The sequence below is a fragment of the Paraburkholderia sp. BGA-UO-ETr-F12 genome (genome assembly GCF_059567945.1).
Map to the genome: position 1 here is coordinate 50,657 of NZ_JCAQOZ010000024.1, position 20,111 is coordinate 70,767.

Here is a 20,111-nt window from a genome sequence, read left to right on the forward strand (position 1 = left end):
CACGCGCCCGAGCCGGATCGTCACGGCGCCACTGCGCCGCGCCGGCGCTCTCCCCACGCCTACCGGCGCAGGTCCCCGTGCGCCTCGATCCGGGCGCGCAGGCGCGCGCGATGCGCTCCCGGTCAATTACGAGTCCTGGTTTAGCAGGAAGGGGGCTCGGCACAGGTGTCTGCAATCAGACTGGCGAGGGGGAGCCTGTCAGCCTCGAACACAGACACACCGGGCCATCACCAGCCAACGTAGTTGAGCAAAAGCTCCGCGATTAGCCTGCGGCGAACAAGGTCCAGCCCCGACAGATCGGCGAAGCCCCTGATGCCCGCTTTCTCCCACAGAAGAACGCTATCGTGCGTGTTGTAGAACGAATACAGCGCGGCAAGGAAGGTCCGCTCGCCGCTGCTGAGAACACCGAAGACGTCGAGAATGACCGCGCCATTGGGCGCGAGCGCCCATTTGTCTTTAGCGTTCTCAACGGCCTCTCTGGTGCCATCGCCGAAATATACGGGACCGGCCAGCATGACAGCCTGTTTCCATGCCTCAAAAAACCGCGCAGGCGCGGTAGTAAAGTGGGCGTCGCTTTCCTCCTGCTCGCGGCGAAACTGTTCGAGCACTTCGGGGGGAAACTTCGATTCGTCGGTCATAGCGGCAATTCCTGTTGATAAAGGGCAGTGGTCACAGCTTCCACCTGCTCGGCAGACAGCGAGGACACGTCAATGGTCGTTGCGTGCGTATAGATCATCTCGCCATAGATATCGGCAAGGCGACGCGCTTTCGGACACAGCGCCGCGTCTTCTCCTGACGCCTGGCGGTTTCGCCACACGTTGATCGCCTGCTCAATTTCGGCAATTGTAAAGGTTGGCATGTCAGGCTCCATAGCCCGCGCGCGGTACGCGCGGGCAGTTCCGGTTATCGGGTGAACAGCACTTCGTAACGCCCGGCGCGGACAATCGACATTTCAGCGCCCGGGAACTTCGCTACACCACAGATGAAGTCGAACGGGCCGCTGTACGGCAGCACCTGAAGAATCGTCTGGTTGCCGAACCATGTACGCAGCACGTCGCCGCGCTTCAGGTCGCAACCCCGTTTCAGTTCTGTCGTCATGCGACACGCTCGCGAGTGCGGCGGACTGCTTCGTGAACCGCTACCAGAGGTGCGCGGGGCGGTACGCGGTCAAACTCCGAAAGCGCGGCACGCGCGATCGCGCGAAGCTCTTCGCGGTGCATGTCGATCGCATGACCGTCCCGGTCGAGCATGTTGGCGATGCGGTGCAGCGCGTCGGCTGTCTTCGCCGCCGCATCCGCCGACAGCGCCATACGGAACAGTTCAGCACGTACGATTTCACGGTCCCCGTACTGGTAGACGGCCAGCAAAGGCAGAAGTGCGGTCAGCCAGGTTGGGCGAATTTGCGTCAGGTCCATTTCTTCCTCACTGATTTTCAGGTCGAGCGAAAGACCCCAGCCCGCAGGCCGGGGCTGCTTGATTAGTCGATAGCGCGGAGAATGTTCGCGGCCTCTACGTGCTGCGTCGCGTAGGCGCGCAGTTCGTGGTAGTGCTCGATGATGCTGTCATCGCCGCACTTTTCCGCCAGATGGCACAGGGCGAACAGCGTGACGACGATCCCGAAGGCGTCCGCGCCCATCATGTCGCTGTAGCCGTTCAGATGCCAGCGCACATGCACGCGCGAGGCGTCAGCCGGGGCCATGTAGAAGCCGCCGTTGGACAGCGTGAAGAAGTGCCACAGGCCGCCCTGATAGCTGCGGTCAAGGCGAGCCGCCCAGTCATAGACGTAGGACTCGCCAGTCAGGTAGTGGCGGCCCAGGTAGCGGGGCAGCACGTTCAGGCGCAGTTCTTCAGGGACGACACTGGAAGTAATCTTGAGATCAGTAGTACTCACGGTTTTCTCCGGTTGGAGCCTCAGCAACGTGCCGGGCAACGCTTTTATATTAGGTGTTTTAAACCTAATGTGCAAGTGAATTTAAAATAAAAATATAGAATATTTTCTATTGATGTTTAGGTTTAAAACACCTATACTGTATTTGATTGCCCAGCACGTTGCTGAGGCTCCAACCGGAGGAAGCTCTGTGAACAAGCTTGAACTGAACCGTGATAATTCCGCTGCCGCGATCCGCATTCAATATGTGGCGTATGCGCGCCTGCAGCGTTCTGATCTGAACGTGCGCCGCAAAGCGCCGACTGGCCTTGAGGCGGTGGCCGAAACGATCCTTCAGAAAGGCATCCTGCAGAACCTCGTTGTGCACGCCATGAAGGGCCGTGGCAAGCAGCCGAAGCTCGGCGTATGCGCCGGACAGCGGCGGCTCGCCGCGCTGGACCTGCTGTTTTCGCAGGGGCGGATTACGAAGGACTACCAGGTGCCCGTGCTGATCGTCAGCGAGGGCGAGGCGGTGGCCGTGTCGCTGATCGAAAACCGCGAGCGGGAGGCCATGTCGATCGCAGATGAAAGCGTCGCTTTCCGGCTACTCACCGAGGAGGGTAAAAGCATTGCGCACGTATCGGCGTTGTTCAAGGTGTCGGAAATGGTCGTGCGCCGCGCGCTCAAGATCGCAAGCCTGTCGCCGGTGCTGCTCGATCTGCTGCGCGAGGACAAGCTGGACTACGAACAGGCGAAGATGCTTGCACTGGCCGACGATCACGCAACGCAGGAGCACGTGTGGAACGACGCGCACAACGCGTGGCAACGCCGCCCGTCCGAGCTGCGCGCGGCGATCACGAAGGCCGAAATCGATGCACGCGACAATGCGCTCGCGAAGTTCGTCGGGCTGGACGCGTACGAGGCGGCAGGCGGGTTCGTTCGTCGGGACCTGTTTAGCGACGGCGATAACGCCGGATACATCGCGGATGCCGACCTGCTGCACCGGCTCGCGACCGACCGCCTGATTGAAATCTCCCAGGCCGTCGCCGCCCAGGGCTGGAACTGGATAGAGACCCGGACCCGAGGCGACGCAAACGAACTGATCCGCTATGGTCGCGTGCATTCGACCACGCGCAAGCCGACGAAGAATGAAAAGGCCGAGCTTGCGGCACTGGTCGCGACACGCGACGCGGCGCACATGGAACTGAACGCCTATTACGACGAAGACGGCGAGGAAGATGAGGCACGACACGACCACCTGAGTACGGCCGTCGATGTTGCCACGCACGCGGTCGACCAGTACGCCGAACGCTTCGAAGTGTTCACGCCGGAGGACACGCAGCGCGCCGGGGCGTTTGTCTATCTCGATGACGATGGTTTCGTGACCATCGAGCGCGGTCTGATCCGGCCCGAGGAGAGGGCCGCCGCACGCGGTGGCGATGCCTTGCCGGTGACGGCAACGGAGCAATCCGGCAAGCCTGCGCGTGTGACGCCGTTGCACAACGAAAAGCTGTGCCGTCGCCTGACAGCACACCGCACGGCGGCGATCCAGACCGAACTGGCGAGACATCCGAACGTCGCGCTCGCGGTGCTGATGAGCCGCATGATTCCGGTCGTGTTCGAAGAACACTATGAACGGCAGTATCCGGAGCACGCGATCCAGGTTGACCTGCGCACGTCACGCAACGCCCTGGTGAAGCACGCCGACGACATGGCCGACAGCGTGGCGTGGAAGGAGACCGAGGCCGAGCGCGCGAAGTGGATGCGCATGCTTCCGGCGCGCGCGGATGCACTGCTGCCGTGGCTGCTTGACCAGGGTTCCGATATCCAGTCGAACCTGTTTGCGTTCTGCGTGGCGGCCACCGTCGATGGTATCGACGGATGTGACGGCGAACACGCCGTCAACAGCCTTGCTGACGTGCTGAATGTGGACCTGTCGTATTACTGGAAGCCCACGCGCGCGAGCTACTTCGACCACGTATCGAAATCGCGCATCGCGGACGTGCTGCGCGAGCACGTTTCACCGCAGGCCGCCGCCGAGGTGCAGGGCATGAAGAAGGACGCGGCGGCGGCTGCCGCCGAAGTGCGGATGGCCGACTCGGGCTGGCTGCCGGAAGTGCTCGCGAACCGCGCGGTGCCGGAATTCCGGTCGTATGTGTGGGATGGCGATGATGCAGACGGTGAAGCGGGCGAGGATCCGGATGATGCCGGGCCCGAAGCTGGCGACGACGAAGGGCTGGCCGAAGCCGCGTAAGCGACCGTAGTCATCGCGCATGAAGCCGTCCGGGCGCAGGCCTGGGCGGTTTTTTGCGTTCTGCGTGTGTGGGCAAAAAGGCAGCCGAGGCCGGTCACGGCCTGGCTGCGCAAACACACGCCGACGGATCGGGCGATCAGCCGGCTTCCTGTATTAACGGCGTGGCCGCGCATGCCTGAATGCCGCCCTTTTTGCCAGCTTTCTGAGGCGCGTCGTGACCGCCGGACACGTTGGCGCGCGCCTGCGCGCCCGGATCGAGGGCCACGGGGACCTGCGCCGGTAGGCGTGGGGAGCGGCCCGCCCCGACGCAGCGCGGCGGGGCGATACGGTTCATGTCCCCGCAGTCCGGGGTGCGGGCGGTGGATATTTCCTTTTAAGGTCTTCTATCTCGTCGGCAGTCAGTACAGGCTGGTTGTACTGCTGCGCGTACAGCTTGTTGATCTGCGTACGGGGAAGGGTTGGATTCTCCGCCCTCAACTGTTCGGTGCTTTTGAAGCCGGGTGGTTCGGAAGCGCCTAGATTATGCGGCCCGGATTGCTGGGCGGCGGGCGGTGTTCGGGTGTTTTGGGGAAGCGCGCGAGGCGGGGCTGATGGTGACGTTGCAGCGACAGCGTGTTTCTGAAGGTACTTGCCGACGCTGGAGAGCGTGATGGTCAGGCCATTAAGGCGAAGAAATTCGACGATTTGAGCAAGCGTGCATCCCGCCACGCGTAGTTCGACGATGTCTGTGTGGAAGGCCCGAAGGGACGATAGATGCGATCCGGGTTTGATGCTTTTGAGATATTCGGCGGTTTTCATGGGATGACCGGGGGCAGTGACCACATTGCCAGAAGATTATCGGGGTTTCGCGTGTGCTTCAACCAGTTTCGCGTGTGATCGCAATAGTTCGCGTTTTCCTGGAAGCTATTTGCGCAGTTTCGCGTTATGTTAGCAGTATCTAAACGAAGTTGATATCGAAGCGAGGCACGTCGGATATGTTTACACAACGCTACGCATTGAGTAAAATATCTCGTGCCAAAGGGGCGAGCGCCCCTTTGAAACCCCCGCGGCGACTGCCGCGCGGTGCGCGCCTGGCGGCGCTGCATGGCTGCCCGCACTGCGGGCCTGCAAGGAGGACAAGGTGAGTGCGAGCGGCATGAAGGTGGCGGACGACTGGATCATCCAGCGTGCGGTGCGCATCCGGGCCGCAAGTGACGGTGGCGACGAATACGAGCCGTGGCCGGGGTACGCCCATCCAATGACGGGCGATGAAGCGATGAGAGCGCTCGCGGAATGCGAGGCACGCTGGCCGGAACTTGAGTTCCGGGCACATCGTCTCCGTGTGGAAGAAAAGATCGCGGCGGCCGCGATTGACCGGGCGCGCATACGCTCGAGGGGTAGGTGAGCCGGATGCCCCGAGCGAAATCCAACGATGGTGCGGGCCTTGGCAAGCCGATCGCGTTCCGGCTTTCGGACGCGGATCGCGTCGCCTATCTGGAAAAGGTGAAGACGTCGGGCCTGACGCAGTCCGAGTTTTTCCGGCAGGCGGTGCTCACGAACCGCACGCAGATTGTCGCGCGACCGAAGGCGAGCACCGATCGCAAGCGCCTGCTGTACGTGTTCAACAAGACGAGCAATAACCTGAACCAGATCGCGCACCGCGCGAACTCCGAGCACGTAAGCGGCAAGCTTTCCGAGGCGACGTATGCGCAGCTGCTTGACCAGCTGCAGATGATCTCGCGGTACCTGAAAGCGACGCTAGGTAAGGTCGATTGACATGGAGACGGCATGAGCGAGGTGCAGAAGGCGATCGCCTCAGTGGTCGAGCTTGAAACGCGGCTGCGCGGCGAACTGCTTGGTGCCGGGCGGGGCGCCGGGGAGGGGGCATCAAGCCGGACACACTGTGACGCCGCACGCGCGCAGGTCACGGCCGTGCGGCATCTCCTGTACGCAAACGTGTATTTCGAGCTTGAGCGGCGTATTGCGCAGGTCGAGTTGTGGCTCGAGGCGCGCGCACACCCGGAGCCCGGCTCATGCTGATCCGCGTGCGTGGCCACCATGACGGCATCAAGGAATATCTGGAGAAGGGCCAGAAGCAGGATCGCGAGTTCGAGCGCGACGAGATGGACGAGCGGGCCATTCTCGCGGGCGACCTGGACCTGACGAACGAGATCATCCAGTCCATGGACACCGCGGCCGAGCGGTATCTGACCATCACGCTTTCGTTCAAGGAAGACGAGGTCTCGCGCGAGACGCTCGAAGCGATCACGAGGGACTTCGAGGCGTTCACGTTTTCCGCGTACCGCAAGGACGAGTATGCCTTTTATGCCGAGGCGCACGTGCCGCGGCTCAAAAGCTATGCCGACCGCAAAAGCGGCGAGCCGATCGAGCGCAAGGTCCATATCCATTTCGTGGTGCCGGAGGTCAATCTGCTGACCGGACGGAGGCTGGAGCCGTTCGGCAAGGTCGACCAGCAGACACGCTTTCTCGAAGCATTCCAGGAACACGCGAACGCGAAATATGGGCTCGCGAGTCCGAAGGACAACCGGCGTGTCGCGTTCACCGACGCGTCGGAGATGATCAGCCGGTACAAGGGCGATGCGTTCGCCGGCGCGAACCGGGAACTGAAGGCGTCGATCCTCGAGGCGATGCTGGCGCGCAACATCACGCGCCCTGACGACTTCAGGGCGCTGCTGGCCGAGTACGGCGACACGCGTACGCGCAACGCCGGGCGCGACGTCGAGTATGAAAACGTCAAGCCGCACGACGCGGCGAAGGGCGTCAATCTGAAGGAATACGTGTTCTCGCGCGAGTTCATCGAACTCGACGCGGATGCCAAGCGCGCGGCGCTCGCATCGGGCATCCACTCGCAGTACATCGAACCCGGCGTGCCGCGCGAGACGTCGGCCGCGTATGTCGAACTGCTGAACGAGTGGCACGCGGTGCGGGCGCGGGAAATCAAGTATCTGAACAGCGGCAGCAGTTTTTACGAAACCTACCGGAACGCTTCACCGGATGAGCAGCGACGCCTGCTCGCACACCGTGAGACGCGCTTCTATCAACGCACTGGAGGTCTGGATGAACGCGAAATCGAACGACGCCGAAGCGGTGGACCCGGAAACTGGCGAGATTGGCGGGGGCTGGGAAGAACTCGCGGCCACGAGCGGGAACCCGGAGCCGGAAGAGAGCCGCAGCGGGGGCAAACCGGCTGGGAAGCGCTCGAGCGGGAACACGAAGAAATCACCCGGCGGTGGCGAGCCGGGGCGGATCGTGACTTTGACGCTCGCTTCGATCGATCCGGCCCGGCGGCCGAATCCTTCGACCGTGTGCGAGGTGTGCCCGGCAGCCGTCTGGATGGCGACGCCGCGCGACGTCAAATGCTTCTGCCGCCTGATGCATTACTGGAGCTGGGAAACCAGCAAGCCGAACGAGTTGACGCATTGCGATGGTCTGGCGATCGCGAGCGAGAAGGAGGACTGACGGCGGACGTCGGCGCGCCCGACTGGCGCACGACCGCGCGGCGGATGTACGCGGCCTGGGAGCGGGCCGATGCCACCGAACGCGCAAGGCTCGCGCGAACCGGCGCCGACAAGTTCATGGCCCGCGGCGGTCCGTTCGGGCCACGCGACGCCTTCGGCATGAACCGGGCACTGGGTGGAGGCAGGATGCCGCGCGAGTTCGGCCTGGAGAGTCAGGCGCGCAGCCTGGCGGACATCGAATCCTTTGATGCGATCGCGTCCCTGCCGTTTGAGGCGGGGCCGTCGCCGGACGCGATTGCACCGCGGTTCAACGGGCGGGCAAGGGCGGCGACGGGGCGCGAATCGGACACGGTTCGCGACCAGTTCGCGCGGGACCTGAGTGAGGCACGGGCAAGGAGCGGCGCAACCGGCATCGCGGACGAGCGCAGCGAATTTGCGGAGATCCGCGCGACGCTGGATGCCAGCCGGCTACTCGCCGCTCTTGCGCACTCGCACGGTCTGATCGTCGAGAAATACCAGATTGGCAAGGGCCGCGACGGTGCCGACCGGATCAAGGCAGGCTCGCGTAATCTCAACGTGTCGGACTTCCTGACGAAGGAAATGAATCTGTCGTGGGCCGATGCGGCGCAGCTGCTGCGCGATACCTATCGGGCGCAGACCGGACGGGATCCGGCACACGCGCCACGGCGCACGCCGGAGCGTGATCTGTGGGCCGCGTTTCAGGCGTGGCGCGCGGCGTACCGCGATGCATTGCGCCGCGAATGGACCGCGCAGGGGCTGCACGAGAAGGAGCGGCGGACGGCCATCAAGTCAGCGTTCTACGGGAAACGCAGCGCGATCGCCGACCGGACAGACCTGTCGCTGGCGCAGCGCAAGGACGCGCTCTCCGCTGCCCGCGTTGCACGGCTCGAAGCCGAGGCGGCGTTGCGGGAGCAGGTCACCCGCGAGCGCGATGCGTTGAAGGGCGCAGCCCGGCGAGCGTTGACGGACCAGTATCGCGACTTCCTGCAGGAGCGCGCGCAGGCGGGCGACGAAGGCGCGTTGCGCGAACTGCGGCGAATGCAACGGCTGCGGTCGGAACTCGCGAGGGCGACAGACGAGACACGCGCGGTGGCGTTCCGCCCGGCGGGTGCCGGCGAGCGGAACGAAATCATCTATCGCGGACCGTCGATCACCTATGAAGTGCTCGTCAATGGCAACGTGGATTACCGCAAGGACGGTGCCGCGCTGTTTGTCGACGAGGGGCGCACGCTGCGCCTGTGGGATAGGGAGCGTGACGCGCTGGAAATCGCGCTGCGGTTCGCGCAGCAGAAGTTCGGCCCGTTGCTGACGCTCACCGGTCCGGAGGCGTTTCAGGCGGCCGCCGCGCGCGTGGCAGCCGAAACCCGGATGCACGTCGAGTTTGCCGAGCCCGAGATCGAGCGCATCCGGCAGATCCGGCGCGCGGAACTCGATGCCGAAGCGACCGACCGTCGCACGGCGCAGCGCGACACCGACCGCGAGCGCGAGGCACAGCAGCGTGAACGGCTGCGCGATATACTGCGCGCGCCGGATCCGGGCGGAGCGGGCAGCGAACCCGAGGTTCCCGATCGCGAGGACCCTGGTGCTCCAGAGGGTCCGGATGCTCCGGAGCGCGGGCCTGACATCGACCGATAAGGAGGAAACAAATCATGGCGCGGTACGGCATCGTTGCCCGGGCGGAAATCGCACGGGAAGTCATCTTCAGCGGGACGCCGTCACAGGTCGTGAACCTGCCGGCGTTCATCAGGTGGCTCGTGGTGGCCGCGCGCTGATCGTCGCCGGCTACGTGTTCGCGCTGAACCGCTGGCCGGTGCCGTGGTTCGCGCCGGCGCTCGCGCTGCTACTCGTGGGTGCCAGCATGCTTCTCGTGTACCTGCAAACGGCCTTCACCGAATTCATCATCGACACCGAGCGCATCACGTGCCGGCAAGGCATCCTGAACCGCCGGGTGTCGAGCATCGAGCTGTTCCGGATTCAGGATGTCACGTCCGTGCATCCGTGGTGGCAGCGCCTATTCGGCATCGGCGCGGTGGTCGTGATGACGAGCGACTCGAATAATCCGGTGTGGCGTCTGTCGGGCATGAAGCACGCCGAGCAGCTGCGCGACGAGCTCAACCGTGCCGCGATTGCGTTGCGCGATGTCAAGGGCGTTCGTGAAGTGAACATGGGACGCGTTTGACGGCAATGCGATGCTGTGGCCAGATGCTTCTTTTTTCAGACCGGAGGAAGATTGGGCCGCTACCGGCACGCGGCATCAGGGCAAGAACGGCTACGTCACCCACATCGGTAACGAGCACTTCGCCTGGTTCCAGAGCACGCGCTCGAAAAGCCGAATCAATTTCCTGGAGTTGCTGCGTGCGGGCCGTAGCGACTACCAGATCAACGAAGAGGCGCTCGCGTACATGAAAAAGCAGGGCCTCCCGCACGCGTTCCTGGACGCGCTGCGTCAGCACGGGAGCGCAAGCTTTGCCGATTAGCGCGCGTGGCAGCATCACCTGGATGGCCTGGGGATGAACACCTGGTTCAAGGCCCCTGTACGAAGTCGAATTGTCGCGTGGACACGCAAGGTATCGAAGTGCCCGTTTCGTTCAACACTATCGAAGGCTGGCGCCCCGGGGCGTCCGACGGACTCTGCGGGTCCGTTTGGCGGGAGCTTGACCTTGCCATTGCCGGAAGGTTCAAAATATAAAAATGGTAGGAAGGAGTTGATTATGAACATCGGTGAAGCAGCCAGGTCTTCCGGTGTATCGGCCAAGATGATTCGCTACTACGAACAGGCGGGGCTGATTCAGGCCGCCGCACGCGCCGAGTCGAATTACCGTATGTACACGCACAAGGACGTCGAGGTGCTGCGATTCGTTCATCAGGCACGTCGGCTGGGCTTCTCCATGAAACAGATTTCCACATTGCTCAGCCTGTGGGAAGACCGCAACCGCCCCAGCCGCGAAGTCAAGCGTTTGGCGGAGCCGGCGCATCCAGGACCTGACGGAACGCGATACGCTTCAGTATCTCGCCGAGCACTGCCGGGGTGACTCGCGTCCCGACTGTCCGATTCTGGAAGGGCTGACGGAAACGCGTTAGCGCAGGCAGCTTGTTAATCCTACTATGAGGAGGTACTGATTGCTCGCGTCCATCCTGAGATTCTCCATAACGAGGGCGGTGACATCCTGACCGTGATCGGCATGGCTCGCAATTTATGCTGTGCAGTGCCGGCGGATTGACGCTCCCGATACGGTCACAATCTTCATGCGAGAACAGAAAGGAGGCCGTTCTCACGGGGTTGACAGATACGCCTGGATTTCGCTTACGGCTTCCCTTGCGCTGCGCATGACTCCAATGAGCGTCGCAGACGCGTAGCCGCACCAATCCCCATATCCGACGAGCCACAAGCAAGACTCCCCCGCGGCTCGCATGCCATCAGTCTGCACCATCCCGCTCTTGTCCCGGAGATCCAACGCGTCGAGATGGTCCAGCGCCGGGCGAAAGCCAGTGCACCAAATGACGATGTCGACGTGGGAGTGTGAGCCATTTGCCCAGATGACGCCGTCCGCCTCGAATGCGATGAATGGGCGAACCGACTTCAGGACGCCGCGCTCACGCGCCTCGCGAACGGGCGGCACCATGACGATGTCTTTGAGACTCCCGACGGGTGCAGGGCCAGTTTCCTCTTCGCCGCGCGCCGTCCATTTTGCCGTCGCGCGCTCAAACAGAACACGGCCGTCGACCTCATCCGGCAGGAATGTGGGTACTTCCAGCGTGACCCAGACCGCGTTACAGACCTGCGATACCTCGGCCAGAATCTGTGCGCCTGAATTGCCGCCGCCAACCACCAGCACATCTCTCCCGCGCAAGCCGTCGGGGTTCCGATATTGGGCTGAGTGCAACTGCTCTCCCCTGAAGCCACGCTGTCCGGAATACGCCGGAATGTACGGGCAGTCCCACGTGCCAGTCGCGCTCACGACCACCTTGGCAAGCCACTCGCCGTGGTTCGCTGTCACCAGAAGCCGGTCACCATTGCGTGACACGGACGAGACATGGACAGGGCGCCGTACCGGAATCTGGTAGCGCCGCTCATACTCGGCCAGATAGCGAACCACATGGCCGGCAGGCGGGTACTCGTCTCGCGCGGGCGGCATCTGCCAGCCAGGAAGCGAACTCCACTGAGCAGGGGAAAAGAGGTGTAGCGAGTCCCAGGTGTGCTGCCATGCTCCCCCCGGCGCCGCCTGTTCGTCCAGGACCAAATATTCGATCCCGGCTCGCCGCAAGAAGTACGCGGTAGCCAGCGCCGACTGGCCGCCTCCGATGACGACGACATCAATGGCGACGCGAACGTATGTCTTTGAGTTGGGCATAGGTGAAATGGTCATTTACGGAATACTCGAGACAGATTGCCATCAGCACGTTGACTTATCTCAAGCTCCGGCACAGCCTTTCGGCGCATGCTGCCAATGCAGCTTCGGGGCTAGCGCAGCGATCAGGTTGACGATATTGCGGTCGCGACGCCGTGTCGAAAATCAGCGTCGACAAAGTGGTTCTGTATGCTTTTTCCGAATGCTTCGCTCACCGATTAATGAAAGGAGAAGATAGTGAAATCTGCTCGCATCGCTGTTCTCGTTACGCTGCTCGTGTCGGTTCCCGCTGCGGCGTTTGCGCAAGCCTCCGACGCCGGCGCAAGCTCGCCCGCCCCGGTGAAGGAGCATAAGATTAACAAGGTCCTGCATACGAAGCTGAAGCACCACGGCAAGAACGCGGCGCGGCAGGAAGCAGCCTCCGCTGCGGGCACCAATGCCACGGGCACGCAAAACTGATACCCCCTCCTGGCGCTCGGTCCTGCCGGTCACCTCACAAACATACAAGCAATACGAGCCGTGCGATGCAACGGACGGCCTTTTTTTGGTTCCTCGGACCCTCGTGTGTGGATTAAGGCCGCTGATGGGGACAGGTTGAGGCCGCCGCAGTGGAGATGGATAGGGATCTGGAAGCGGTCAGGTTGCGATACACGCCCGCCCGTCTCTGCACTGTCGGGATATCCGAACCAAAATCCAGTGTTTGGCAAATGACGAGCAATCCGTGTGACTTCTCCGGAAAACGACGCGGGATGAGCAGCCAGAGTGCACGCGGTTCGTTGGTGATGAAAGCAAACCGGCTCGCGTAATCAACGTCTTGCCAGCGCTAGCGCGTGCGTTGCGCTACGGTGAGACCATCACCTCCCCCCTTTCCCACCATCCACCGCCCATGGCGACGAAGAGCTGTGCCGTATCGAGGTAGCGCTGGGCGTCGGCGCGCACGTAACCGAGGCGAGCCTGCGCGAGAAAGCGTTGCGCGTCGAGCAGTTGCAGAACGCCAACGTTGCCGACAGCATAGGTTCTGCGCGTGAGATCAAGCGTTGCCTGGGCCGAGTCGAGCGCGCGGCGCTGAGCTGCGATCAGCTGGGCGTCGTGTGCAAGCGCTTCCAGTACATTGGCCACCTGACCGAAGGACTCGAGGACGGTCTGCTGATAGCTGGCGACCGTGGCGTGATACGCGTCCACGGCTCCCCGCTTCTGTGCCTGGAGAGCCCCTCCGTTAAAGATCGGTGCGGTAAGGCTCGCGACAAGCGACCAGGCATTGTTATAGCTATCGAAGACCTTGGCGGGCGTGAGGGCTTCCTGGGTCAGTGAGGCCGAGAGTGTCAAGCTGGGATAGAGACGGGCCGTGGCGACGCCGACCGCCGCACTGGCCGCATGCAGGCGTGCTTCCGCCGCCAGGATGTCGGGCCGCTGTCGCACCAGTTCCGACGGGAGGCTCACCGGCAATTCTGCAGGCAGCGTCCAGTCACTTAACTCGAACTCTGGTGGGGTCCAGTCGGCCGGTGCATGACCGACCAGCACGGACAGCGCGTGGCGAGCCACGCTTAGCTGCTGTTCGAGCGGTGGCACCAGCGTGCGGTCGTTTTCGAGCTGGCTCGCCGCCGTCTCGACGTCGAGCCGGTTGGCCATGCCGACGGCGAGCTCCTGCTGTACCGACCGCAAATTCTCCCTGTCGTCAGCAATAATGTCCTGAACTGCGGCAATCTGCGCATGCAGCGAGGCGATCGAGAGGGCCTGGGTCACGGTGTTGCCGGTTAACGCGAGATAGGCGGCCGCCAGCTGGTAGTCCTGATATTGTGCCAGCGCAGCCTGTTGTTCAATCAGACGGCGCGTTCCTCCGAAAAGATCCAGCGCATAACTCACATTGGGCGCGACGGTGTAGAGGTTGAAAACTTTGCTCGGCTGTGTCATGCCGAAGGCCTGGTAGTCGAACTTCTGACGGGCCGCGGTACTGCCGATATTGACTTGCGGATAGATCGCGCCGGTCTCCTGGCTGACTGCTTCCCGGGCTTGCGCCAGGGTGGCGCGGGCGGCAGCCAGGGTGCGATTGTCCGCGATTGCCTGCTGAAGCACGCGGTCGAGCTCCGGGGAATGGAACAGCTGCCACCAGTCGCCTGAAATCTTCCTGCCAATAGCGAGATGCTGCGGCGTCTCGCCGCTGCCCGATTCCGGCAGGTTTGTTTCGCCGGGCGCGGTATAGCCGGGCGTGAGAGGGGCCTTGGGCGAACGGAAATCGGGGCCGACCGTGCAACCGGCAACGAGCACCACCAGTCCAGCGACAAGATTGAACACGCTTCGCCGACGAATGGAAAAGGTCACCACGCCTCCGTCTCTCGATTGCACCCAGTCAGCATTGCTGCGGCGTCCCGGCGAGCCTGAATGTACCGAAGTGTACCGAAGCGGCGTTTCCCCGGGACTTTTACCGTGCCGATAGACCGCTTGTTCATCGACGGATATTCCCGGCCCCCGTTTGTCTTTCCTGCCACTGGATTGTGCAAGGCGTGTGCGGCGGCACAATTGATCTAGGTCAAGGCCTGCGGACCGCTGCGGCGCTACAAAGAGCGTATTGCCGCTTTCCCCGTTTCTTCAGGACGACCAGAGATGCCTGCCCGATACTTATCGCTTCGCTCGATCTGGATTGCCGCCACGGCGGCTTGCGATCGCTTCATCGCAAGCACTGATCGATGACACGCAAAAGCATCCTGCGGGCAGTATTGCTTTTCGCCATCGCGGCCCTGGTGGCCACAGGCCTTGCTTTCTGGATGTTCCGGCGGGACAAGGCAAGCGAACGGCCTCTCGTCCTCTATGGAAACGTCGATATCCGCGAGATCGCGACTGCCTTCAACGACAGCGGCCCCGTCACCCGAATGCTCGTGCAGGAAGGGGATCGGGTGAACAAGGGCGAACTGATCGCCGAGATCGACGATGCGCGCTACGCGGCCACGCTCGCCGAGGCGACGCACCAGGCGCAGAACCAGCGCCAGGTCCTCGCAAAACTGCTCAACGGCTCCCGCCCGGAGGAGATCGCACAGGCCCGGGCCGCAATGCAGTCTCTCGAAGCGACCTACGATAATGCGAGGATCAACTTCGAGCGGGTGGCCGCGCTTGCGCCAGACGCCATCACCTCGCGTCAGCAGCTCGACAGCGCGAGGGCGCAACGCGATTCTTCGAGAGCCAACTACGAGGCCGCCAAACAGACCCATCTCCTTGCCGTCAAGGGGCCGCGCGCGGAGGACATCGCCGCGGCCCGTGCGGCTTCCGGGGCCGCCGACGCAGCGCTCGCCTTCGCGAGGCAGCAGTTCATCGACACGAAACTCTTCGCGCCCGCCGCAGGCATCGTGGAGGCCCGCATCCTCGAACCCGGCGATATGGCCTCGCCGAGCGCCCCCGTCTACACCATCGCCCTCACGGACCCGCTTTGGGTGCGCGCCTACGTTCCCGAGACGGAACTCGGCAAGGTGATGCTGGGCATGGACGCGGGCATCAGCACGGACAGCGCCCCCGGCCACACGTACCGGGGCTGGATCGGCTACCTGTCGCCATCCGCCGAATTCACCCCCAAGACCATCGAGAGCGCGGAGTTGCGGACCAGTCTCGTCTATCAGTTGCGCGTCTATGTCTGCGATCCGCGCAACGATTTGCGCCTGGGTATGCCGGCAACCGTCACGATCGATCTGTCGCAGGCCAAACCAGCCGGAACGCAAAACGGCGCTTCTGGATGCGGAGCATCACATGCGATCGGGCAATGACGGCGCCCCGGCAATTCTGCTCGATCGGGTCGGCAAGCGTTTCAGCGCGGGCGGGAGGAGCATTACCGCACTGGACGAGATGAGCGCGCGGATCGAAAGCGAGAGCATCACCGGCATTGTTGGGCCCGATGGCGCTGGCAAGACCACCCTGATGCGACTGGTGGCAGGCTTGCTGCGGCTCGATCGGGGCAGCATCGAGGTGCTGGGCATTGATGTCGGCAAGGAGCCGCTGGCCGTGCAGGCCCGCATCAGCTACATGCCCCAGCATTTCGGACTCTACGAGGATCTGACGGTCCGCGAGAATCTCGATCTTTACGCCGATCTGCAAGGCGTGCCCACAGCGGACCGGCATGCGCGCTATGCCGAACTCCTGCACATGACCGGCCTCGAGTCCTTTACGGCGCGCCTTGCCGGAAGGCTCTCCGGTGGCATGAAGCAAAAGCTTGGCCTCGCCTGCACGCTGGTGCGCGCTCCAACCCTGCTGCTGCTGGACGAGCCGACGGTCGGCGTCGATCCGGTGTCGCGGCGCGAACTTTGGGCCATCGTCGACGGGCTGGCCCGGACCCAGCGCATGACGGTGCTGGTCAGCACTGCTTATCTGGACGAGGCAGAGCGCTGCGCCACGGTGCTGCTGATGCATGAGGGGCGCCTGATCGGAGCGGGCGCGCCCGACGGGTTCACCGGCAAGATGGCGGGGCGAAGCTTCCACGTCAGCGCACAGGGCATCGGCAAGCGGCTCCTGCAGGAACGTCTTGCCAGGACGCCGGGTGTGCTCGATGCCGTTATCCAGGGGGCGCATGTGCGCATCGTCAGCGAAAAAACGGCTGCGCCCGTACTGGACGCACTGGGACCCGATGTGGGTCGTGTCGAGATCACGGCGGTCGCGCCTCGCTTCGAGGACAGCTTTGTGGCGCTTCTCAGGGCGCAGGGGATGTCCCCGGCGGCGAGCGTGACCGGGACGGCGAACGTGTCGGACAAGGTGCCGGCAACAACTGCGGGCGAGGCCATCGTGGTGCGGGATCTCACCCGCAGCTTCGGTGCCTTCTACGCGGTGAAAAACGTCAGCTTTGCCGTCCACAAAGGCGAGATCTTCGGCCTGCTAGGCGCAAACGGCGCCGGGAAATCCACGACTTTCCGCATGCTTTGCGGGCTGTTGCCCGCCACGGCTGGCACGTTGCGCGTCTCCGGCTTCGATCTGCGGGCGGCCCCGGCGACCGCGCGTGGACACATCGGCTACATGGCGCAGAAATTCTCGCTCTATGGCGATCTGTCAGTGCGCGAAAATCTGCGCTTTTTCAGCAGCGCATATGGTCTTTACGGCGACCGGCAGAGAACGCGGATGGCCTGGGCGCTGGACGAGTTCGAGCTTGGGTCTTTTGCCGGGGCGACCAGCAAGGACCTGTCGCTCGGCTACAAGCAGCGTCTTGCGCTGGCTTGTACGCTGATGCACGAGCCGGACATCATCTTCCTCGACGAGCCGACCTCCGGAGTCGACCCGCTGGCCCGGCGGGAGTTCTGGCGACGGATCAACCTGCTCGCCGAGTCAGGCGTGACCGTCCTTGTCACTACCCATTTCATGGAAGAGGCGGAGTATTGCGATCGCCTGGTGATCATGGCACAGGGGAGTATCCTGGCCGAGGGCACGTCGGAGGCCATCAAGGCACGCTTCCAGAGCGTCGACCAGCCCGAGCCGACCATGGAAGATGCCTTCATTGCGCTGATCGGCAGCAGTGCGGCGGAGCCGGGGGCAGCATGAGCACGGGCGCTTCTCGCCGGCTGCGCGGGCTGATGCGCAAGGAATTCCTGCAGATCGGCCGCGATCCGTCCAGCATCGCCATCGCCTTCCTGCTGCCGGTGATGCTATTGCTGATCTTCGGCTATGGCGTGTCGCTCGATGCGCGCAATGTGCCGATCGCGCTCGTGGTCGAGACGCCGAATGCCGACTCGCAAAGCTTCACGGCGCGATTCGCGCAATCGCGCTATTTCCGGCCGCAAGGATTCAGCACGATCCAGCAGGCTGAGAAAGCCATGACCGCTCGCCAGGTGCAGGGCGTGGTGTGGCTGCGTGGCGATTTCAGCCGCCGGCTGCAAACGGGTGGCGCGCCCATCGGCGTGATCGTGAACGGCGTCGACGCCAACGATGCCCGTCTCATCGAGGGCTATGTCCAGCAGATCTGGGCGGGCTGGATTGCAGCGAAGGCGAGAGCCGGGGAATCACAGACGGCCTTGCCGGTCGACGTGCAGCAGCGGGTCTGGTTCAATCCGGCCGTCAGCAGCCGGGACTACCTCGTGCCAGGATTGATCGCGATGATCATGACGCTGACTGGCGCGCTGCTGACCGCGATGGTGATCGCGCGGGAATGGGAGCGCGGAACCATGGAAGCGCTGATGGTTACGCCCGTCAGCATCCGGGAGATCCTTGTCGCCAAGCTGATTCCCTATTTCGTGCTGGGCATGGGCGGGATGATGACGTCCGTGGCGATGGCGGTCTGGCTGTTTCGCGTGCCGTTGCAAGGCTCCCTCGCGGTCCTCACCAGTGCGTCCGCGCTGTTCCTGCTGGCCTCACTCGGCATGGGGCTGCTGATCTCGAGCTTCGCACGAAACCAGTTCGTCGCCGGGCAGATCGCCATCATCACTACCTTTCTGCCGGCCTTTATCCTGTCGGGCTTCCTGTTCGATATCGGCAGCATGCCGACTGCGATCCAGTGGATCACTCATGTAATCGCGGCACGCTACTTCGTCGCGATCCTGCAGAGCGTGTTTCTGGCTGGCGACGTATGGCAGGTGATCGCGCCAAACATGGTGGCGCTGGCGGTCATGGCAGTGCTCTTTCTCGGCGCGGCGCGGATGTTCGCGCGCAAGCGGCTGGACTGACCCACCATGTGGCGACGGATTCTCGCGCTGATCGTGAAGGAGCTTCTGGCCATCCTGAAGGACGGCAAAAGCCGCTTCGTCCTCATCGGGCCGCCCGTGATCCAGCTCGTTGTCTTCGGCTATGCCGCGACCTTCGATCTGAATCAGGTGCCCTTCGCCGTGCTCAATCACGACCGGAGTTTGCCTTCCCGCGACCTCGTGGCCCGGTTTGCCGGGTCGCCGGCGTTCCGGCAGATCGCGGCGCTCGACAGCGACCGGCAGATCGCGGATCTGATCAGTTCGCGCGACGCAGTGCTGGTGCTCGTCATCGATCGCCGCTTCACGCGTGATCTGCTCCTGCACCACCCGGCCCCGGTTCAGATCATCGTCGACGGCCGCAATTCCAATGCCGCGCTGCTGGCGCTGGGCTACGCGAACACGATCGTCACCGGCTTCAGCAGTGACTGGATGCGCGATCATGGTACCCAGGAGGCCCCTGCGGTGCTCGATGTCCGTGCGCGCTACAACCCTTCCCTGAGTTCCCAATGGTTCATCGTTCCTGGGATCGTGGCGCTCCTCACCCAGGTGGTGACGTTGCTGGTGGTGGCACTCACCGTTGCACGCGAGCGGGAGGCAGGCACCTTCGACCAGCTTCTCGTCACGCCCATGCGTCCGGTCGAGATCCTGCTGGGAAAGGGTCTGCCGGGCCTCCTGATCGGCGTGGTCGAGGCAACGGTCATCATCCTCGCGGGCGTGTGGTGGTTCGACGTGCCGCTGCGCGGCGGCCTGCTGCCGCTCTATCTCGGGCTTCTGCTCTTCGTGATCGCAGTTACCGGGGTCGGGCTGATGATCTCGTCTCTTGCGGTCACCCAGCAGCAGGCGTTGCTCGGCGCATTCCTGTTCCTGGTGCCATCCGTGATTCTTTCCGGGTTTGCCACGCCTATCGGCAACATGCCGACATTCATCCAGGAACTTACGCTGGCCAACCCGATGCGATATTTCCTCGTCGTCGTACGCGGCGTGTTCCTGGAAAAGGCCACAGTCAGTTCGCTGCTGCCGCAGTACTGGCCCATGGCGCTCATCGGCGCGGTGTCTCTCGTTGCGGCAGCGTGGCTGTTCAGGCGCCGCATTTATTAGCGCATACGGTGGCAGTGCCACCACACACCAGAAAATGGGGAGTGACGACCATGGTTGAAGACTGGCAGGCTCTGATCACCAGCATGAACGGCGCAGTGGGTGACCTGCACCGCGCATCGCCGGATGTAATGAAGACGTTCAACGAACTGGCGGTCGCCGCGCATGGAGGCAGCGCGCTCGACAGCCAGACAAAGGAGCTCATCGCGCTAGCGATCGGCGTCGCCGTCCGCTGCGCACCTTGCATCGCCTATCATGCGCAAGGCGCCGTCAAGCGAGGTGCCTCGCGCGAAGCTGTGGCCGAAACGTTGGCCATGGCGATCTACATGGGAGCCGGGCCGTCGGTGATGTACGCGGCAGAGGCCCTCGAAGCCGTCGACCAGTTCGCGGCGCGGGCGGGGTCAACGCCTTGAGCGAATCGCTGGC

General features: G+C 63.3%; 22 protein-coding genes and 1 pseudogene. 14 read left to right on the forward strand and 9 right to left on the reverse strand.

Annotated features, from left to right (window positions below):
• Positions 1-227: 227 nt before the first annotated feature.
• The 5 genes from AC57B6_RS09305 to AC57B6_RS09325 all read right to left on the reverse strand — a co-directional run bounded on the left by AC57B6_RS09305 (position 228) and on the right by AC57B6_RS09325 (position 1,891).
• Positions 228-638: a hypothetical protein gene (locus AC57B6_RS09305; protein ID WP_496421056.1), complete on the reverse strand. Its 411-nt coding sequence runs from the start codon at positions 636-638 to the stop codon at positions 228-230.
• Positions 635-859 carry a DUF3717 domain-containing protein gene (locus AC57B6_RS09310; protein ID WP_496416802.1) on the reverse strand — a complete coding sequence of 75 codons (225 nt, stop codon included), beginning with the start codon at positions 857-859 and terminating at the stop codon, positions 635-637. Before AC57B6_RS09310 ends, AC57B6_RS09305 begins: the two co-directional genes overlap by 4 nt.
• A 44-nt stretch (positions 860-903) precedes the next feature.
• Positions 904-1,098 carry a hypothetical protein gene (locus AC57B6_RS09315; protein WP_496421057.1) on the reverse strand — a complete coding sequence of 65 codons (195 nt, stop codon included), beginning with the start codon at positions 1,096-1,098 and terminating at the stop codon, positions 904-906.
• A complete protein-coding gene (locus AC57B6_RS09320; protein ID WP_496421058.1) occupies positions 1,095-1,415 on the reverse strand; it encodes a hypothetical protein in 321 nt (106 codons plus the stop codon). The genes AC57B6_RS09315 and AC57B6_RS09320 overlap by 4 nt, the downstream gene beginning before the upstream one ends.
• Positions 1,416-1,477: 62 nt before the next feature.
• Complete coding sequence (locus AC57B6_RS09325) at positions 1,478-1,891, reverse strand: antirestriction protein (protein WP_496421059.1); 414 nt, start codon at positions 1,889-1,891, stop codon at positions 1,478-1,480.
• A gap of 187 nt (positions 1,892-2,078) precedes the next feature.
• On the opposite strand from AC57B6_RS09325, the gene AC57B6_RS09330 reads away from it, so the two are divergent.
• Positions 2,079-4,121, forward strand: coding sequence for a ParB/RepB/Spo0J family partition protein (locus AC57B6_RS09330; RefSeq protein ID WP_496421060.1), 2,043 nt, complete (start codon positions 2,079-2,081; stop codon positions 4,119-4,121).
• Positions 4,122-4,257: 136 nt separating this feature from the next.
• Here the strand turns inward: AC57B6_RS09330 and AC57B6_RS09335 are convergent, their stop codons facing one another.
• A complete protein-coding gene (locus AC57B6_RS09335) occupies positions 4,258-4,455 on the reverse strand; it encodes a hypothetical protein (RefSeq protein ID WP_496421061.1) in 198 nt (65 codons plus the stop codon).
• The gene (locus tag AC57B6_RS09340; protein WP_496421062.1) at positions 4,452-4,919 is read right to left on the reverse strand and encodes an HMG-box domain-containing protein; all 468 of its coding nucleotides are present in this window, start codon (positions 4,917-4,919) and stop codon (positions 4,452-4,454) included. Before AC57B6_RS09340 ends, AC57B6_RS09335 begins: the two co-directional genes overlap by 4 nt.
• 591 nt (positions 4,920-5,510) lie before the next feature.
• On the opposite strand from AC57B6_RS09340, the gene AC57B6_RS09345 reads away from it, so the two are divergent.
• From AC57B6_RS09345 to cueR, 7 genes and pseudogenes are all read left to right on the forward strand, one after another.
• Entirely contained in the window at positions 5,511-5,876 is a 366-nt protein-coding gene (locus AC57B6_RS09345; RefSeq protein ID WP_496421063.1) for a plasmid mobilization protein, read from the forward strand.
• Between the two features lie 12 nt (positions 5,877-5,888).
• The gene (locus tag AC57B6_RS09350; protein WP_496421064.1) at positions 5,889-6,140 is read left to right on the forward strand and encodes a hypothetical protein; all 252 of its coding nucleotides are present in this window, start codon (positions 5,889-5,891) and stop codon (positions 6,138-6,140) included.
• The gene (locus AC57B6_RS09355) at positions 6,134-9,235 is read left to right on the forward strand and encodes an LPD7 domain-containing protein (RefSeq protein ID WP_496421065.1); all 3,102 of its coding nucleotides are present in this window, start codon (positions 6,134-6,136) and stop codon (positions 9,233-9,235) included. The genes AC57B6_RS09350 and AC57B6_RS09355 overlap by 7 nt, the downstream gene beginning before the upstream one ends.
• 14 nt (positions 9,236-9,249) lie before the next feature.
• On the forward strand, positions 9,250-9,372 hold the full coding sequence (locus tag AC57B6_RS09360; protein WP_496421066.1) for a hypothetical protein: 123 nt from the start codon (positions 9,250-9,252) through the stop codon (positions 9,370-9,372).
• Positions 9,348-9,779, forward strand: a complete 432-nt coding sequence (locus AC57B6_RS09365; RefSeq protein WP_496421067.1) for a PH domain-containing protein — start codon at positions 9,348-9,350, stop codon at positions 9,777-9,779. The genes AC57B6_RS09360 and AC57B6_RS09365 overlap by 25 nt, the downstream gene beginning before the upstream one ends.
• A gap of 10 nt (positions 9,780-9,789) precedes the next feature.
• Positions 9,790-10,077: a hypothetical protein gene (locus AC57B6_RS09370; protein WP_496421068.1), complete on the forward strand. Its 288-nt coding sequence runs from the start codon at positions 9,790-9,792 to the stop codon at positions 10,075-10,077.
• A 234-nt stretch (positions 10,078-10,311) separates the two neighbouring features.
• Positions 10,312-10,681, forward strand: a pseudogene (cueR, locus tag AC57B6_RS09375) (Cu(I)-responsive transcriptional regulator).
• Positions 10,682-10,872: 191 nt separating this feature from the next.
• Here the strand turns inward: cueR and AC57B6_RS09380 are convergent.
• Positions 10,873-11,967 carry an ArsO family NAD(P)H-dependent flavin-containing monooxygenase gene (locus AC57B6_RS09380; protein WP_496421069.1) on the reverse strand — a complete coding sequence of 365 codons (1,095 nt, stop codon included), beginning with the start codon at positions 11,965-11,967 and terminating at the stop codon, positions 10,873-10,875.
• A gap of 219 nt (positions 11,968-12,186) precedes the next feature.
• Between AC57B6_RS09380 and AC57B6_RS09385 the strand changes: the two genes are divergently transcribed.
• Complete coding sequence (locus AC57B6_RS09385) at positions 12,187-12,408, forward strand: hypothetical protein (RefSeq protein ID WP_496421070.1); 222 nt, start codon at positions 12,187-12,189, stop codon at positions 12,406-12,408.
• A gap of 381 nt (positions 12,409-12,789) precedes the next feature.
• Here the strand turns inward: AC57B6_RS09385 and AC57B6_RS09390 are convergent, their stop codons facing one another.
• Complete coding sequence (locus AC57B6_RS09390; RefSeq protein WP_496421071.1) at positions 12,790-14,268, reverse strand: efflux transporter outer membrane subunit; 1,479 nt, start codon at positions 14,266-14,268, stop codon at positions 12,790-12,792.
• A gap of 365 nt (positions 14,269-14,633) precedes the next feature.
• On the opposite strand from AC57B6_RS09390, the gene AC57B6_RS09395 reads away from it, so the two are divergent.
• From AC57B6_RS09395 to AC57B6_RS09415, 5 genes are read left to right on the forward strand one after another with little or no spacing between them, the layout of a single operon-like run.
• Positions 14,634-15,698 (forward strand): HlyD family secretion protein, encoded by a 1,065-nt coding sequence (locus tag AC57B6_RS09395; RefSeq protein ID WP_496421072.1) that lies wholly within the window; start codon positions 14,634-14,636, stop codon positions 15,696-15,698.
• Complete coding sequence (locus tag AC57B6_RS09400; RefSeq protein ID WP_496421073.1) at positions 15,682-17,454, forward strand: ATP-binding cassette domain-containing protein; 1,773 nt, start codon at positions 15,682-15,684, stop codon at positions 17,452-17,454. Before AC57B6_RS09395 ends, AC57B6_RS09400 begins: the two co-directional genes overlap by 17 nt.
• Positions 17,451-18,572, forward strand: a complete 1,122-nt coding sequence (locus AC57B6_RS09405) for an ABC transporter permease (protein ID WP_496421074.1) — start codon at positions 17,451-17,453, stop codon at positions 18,570-18,572. Before AC57B6_RS09400 ends, AC57B6_RS09405 begins: the two co-directional genes overlap by 4 nt.
• 6 nt (positions 18,573-18,578) lie before the next feature.
• Positions 18,579-19,688: an ABC transporter permease gene (locus AC57B6_RS09410; RefSeq protein WP_496421075.1), complete on the forward strand. Its 1,110-nt coding sequence runs from the start codon at positions 18,579-18,581 to the stop codon at positions 19,686-19,688.
• A 50-nt stretch (positions 19,689-19,738) separates the two neighbouring features.
• Positions 19,739-20,098 (forward strand): carboxymuconolactone decarboxylase family protein, encoded by a 360-nt coding sequence (locus tag AC57B6_RS09415; protein WP_496421076.1) that lies wholly within the window; start codon positions 19,739-19,741, stop codon positions 20,096-20,098.
• The last annotated feature ends 13 nt before the right edge of the window (positions 20,099-20,111 follow it).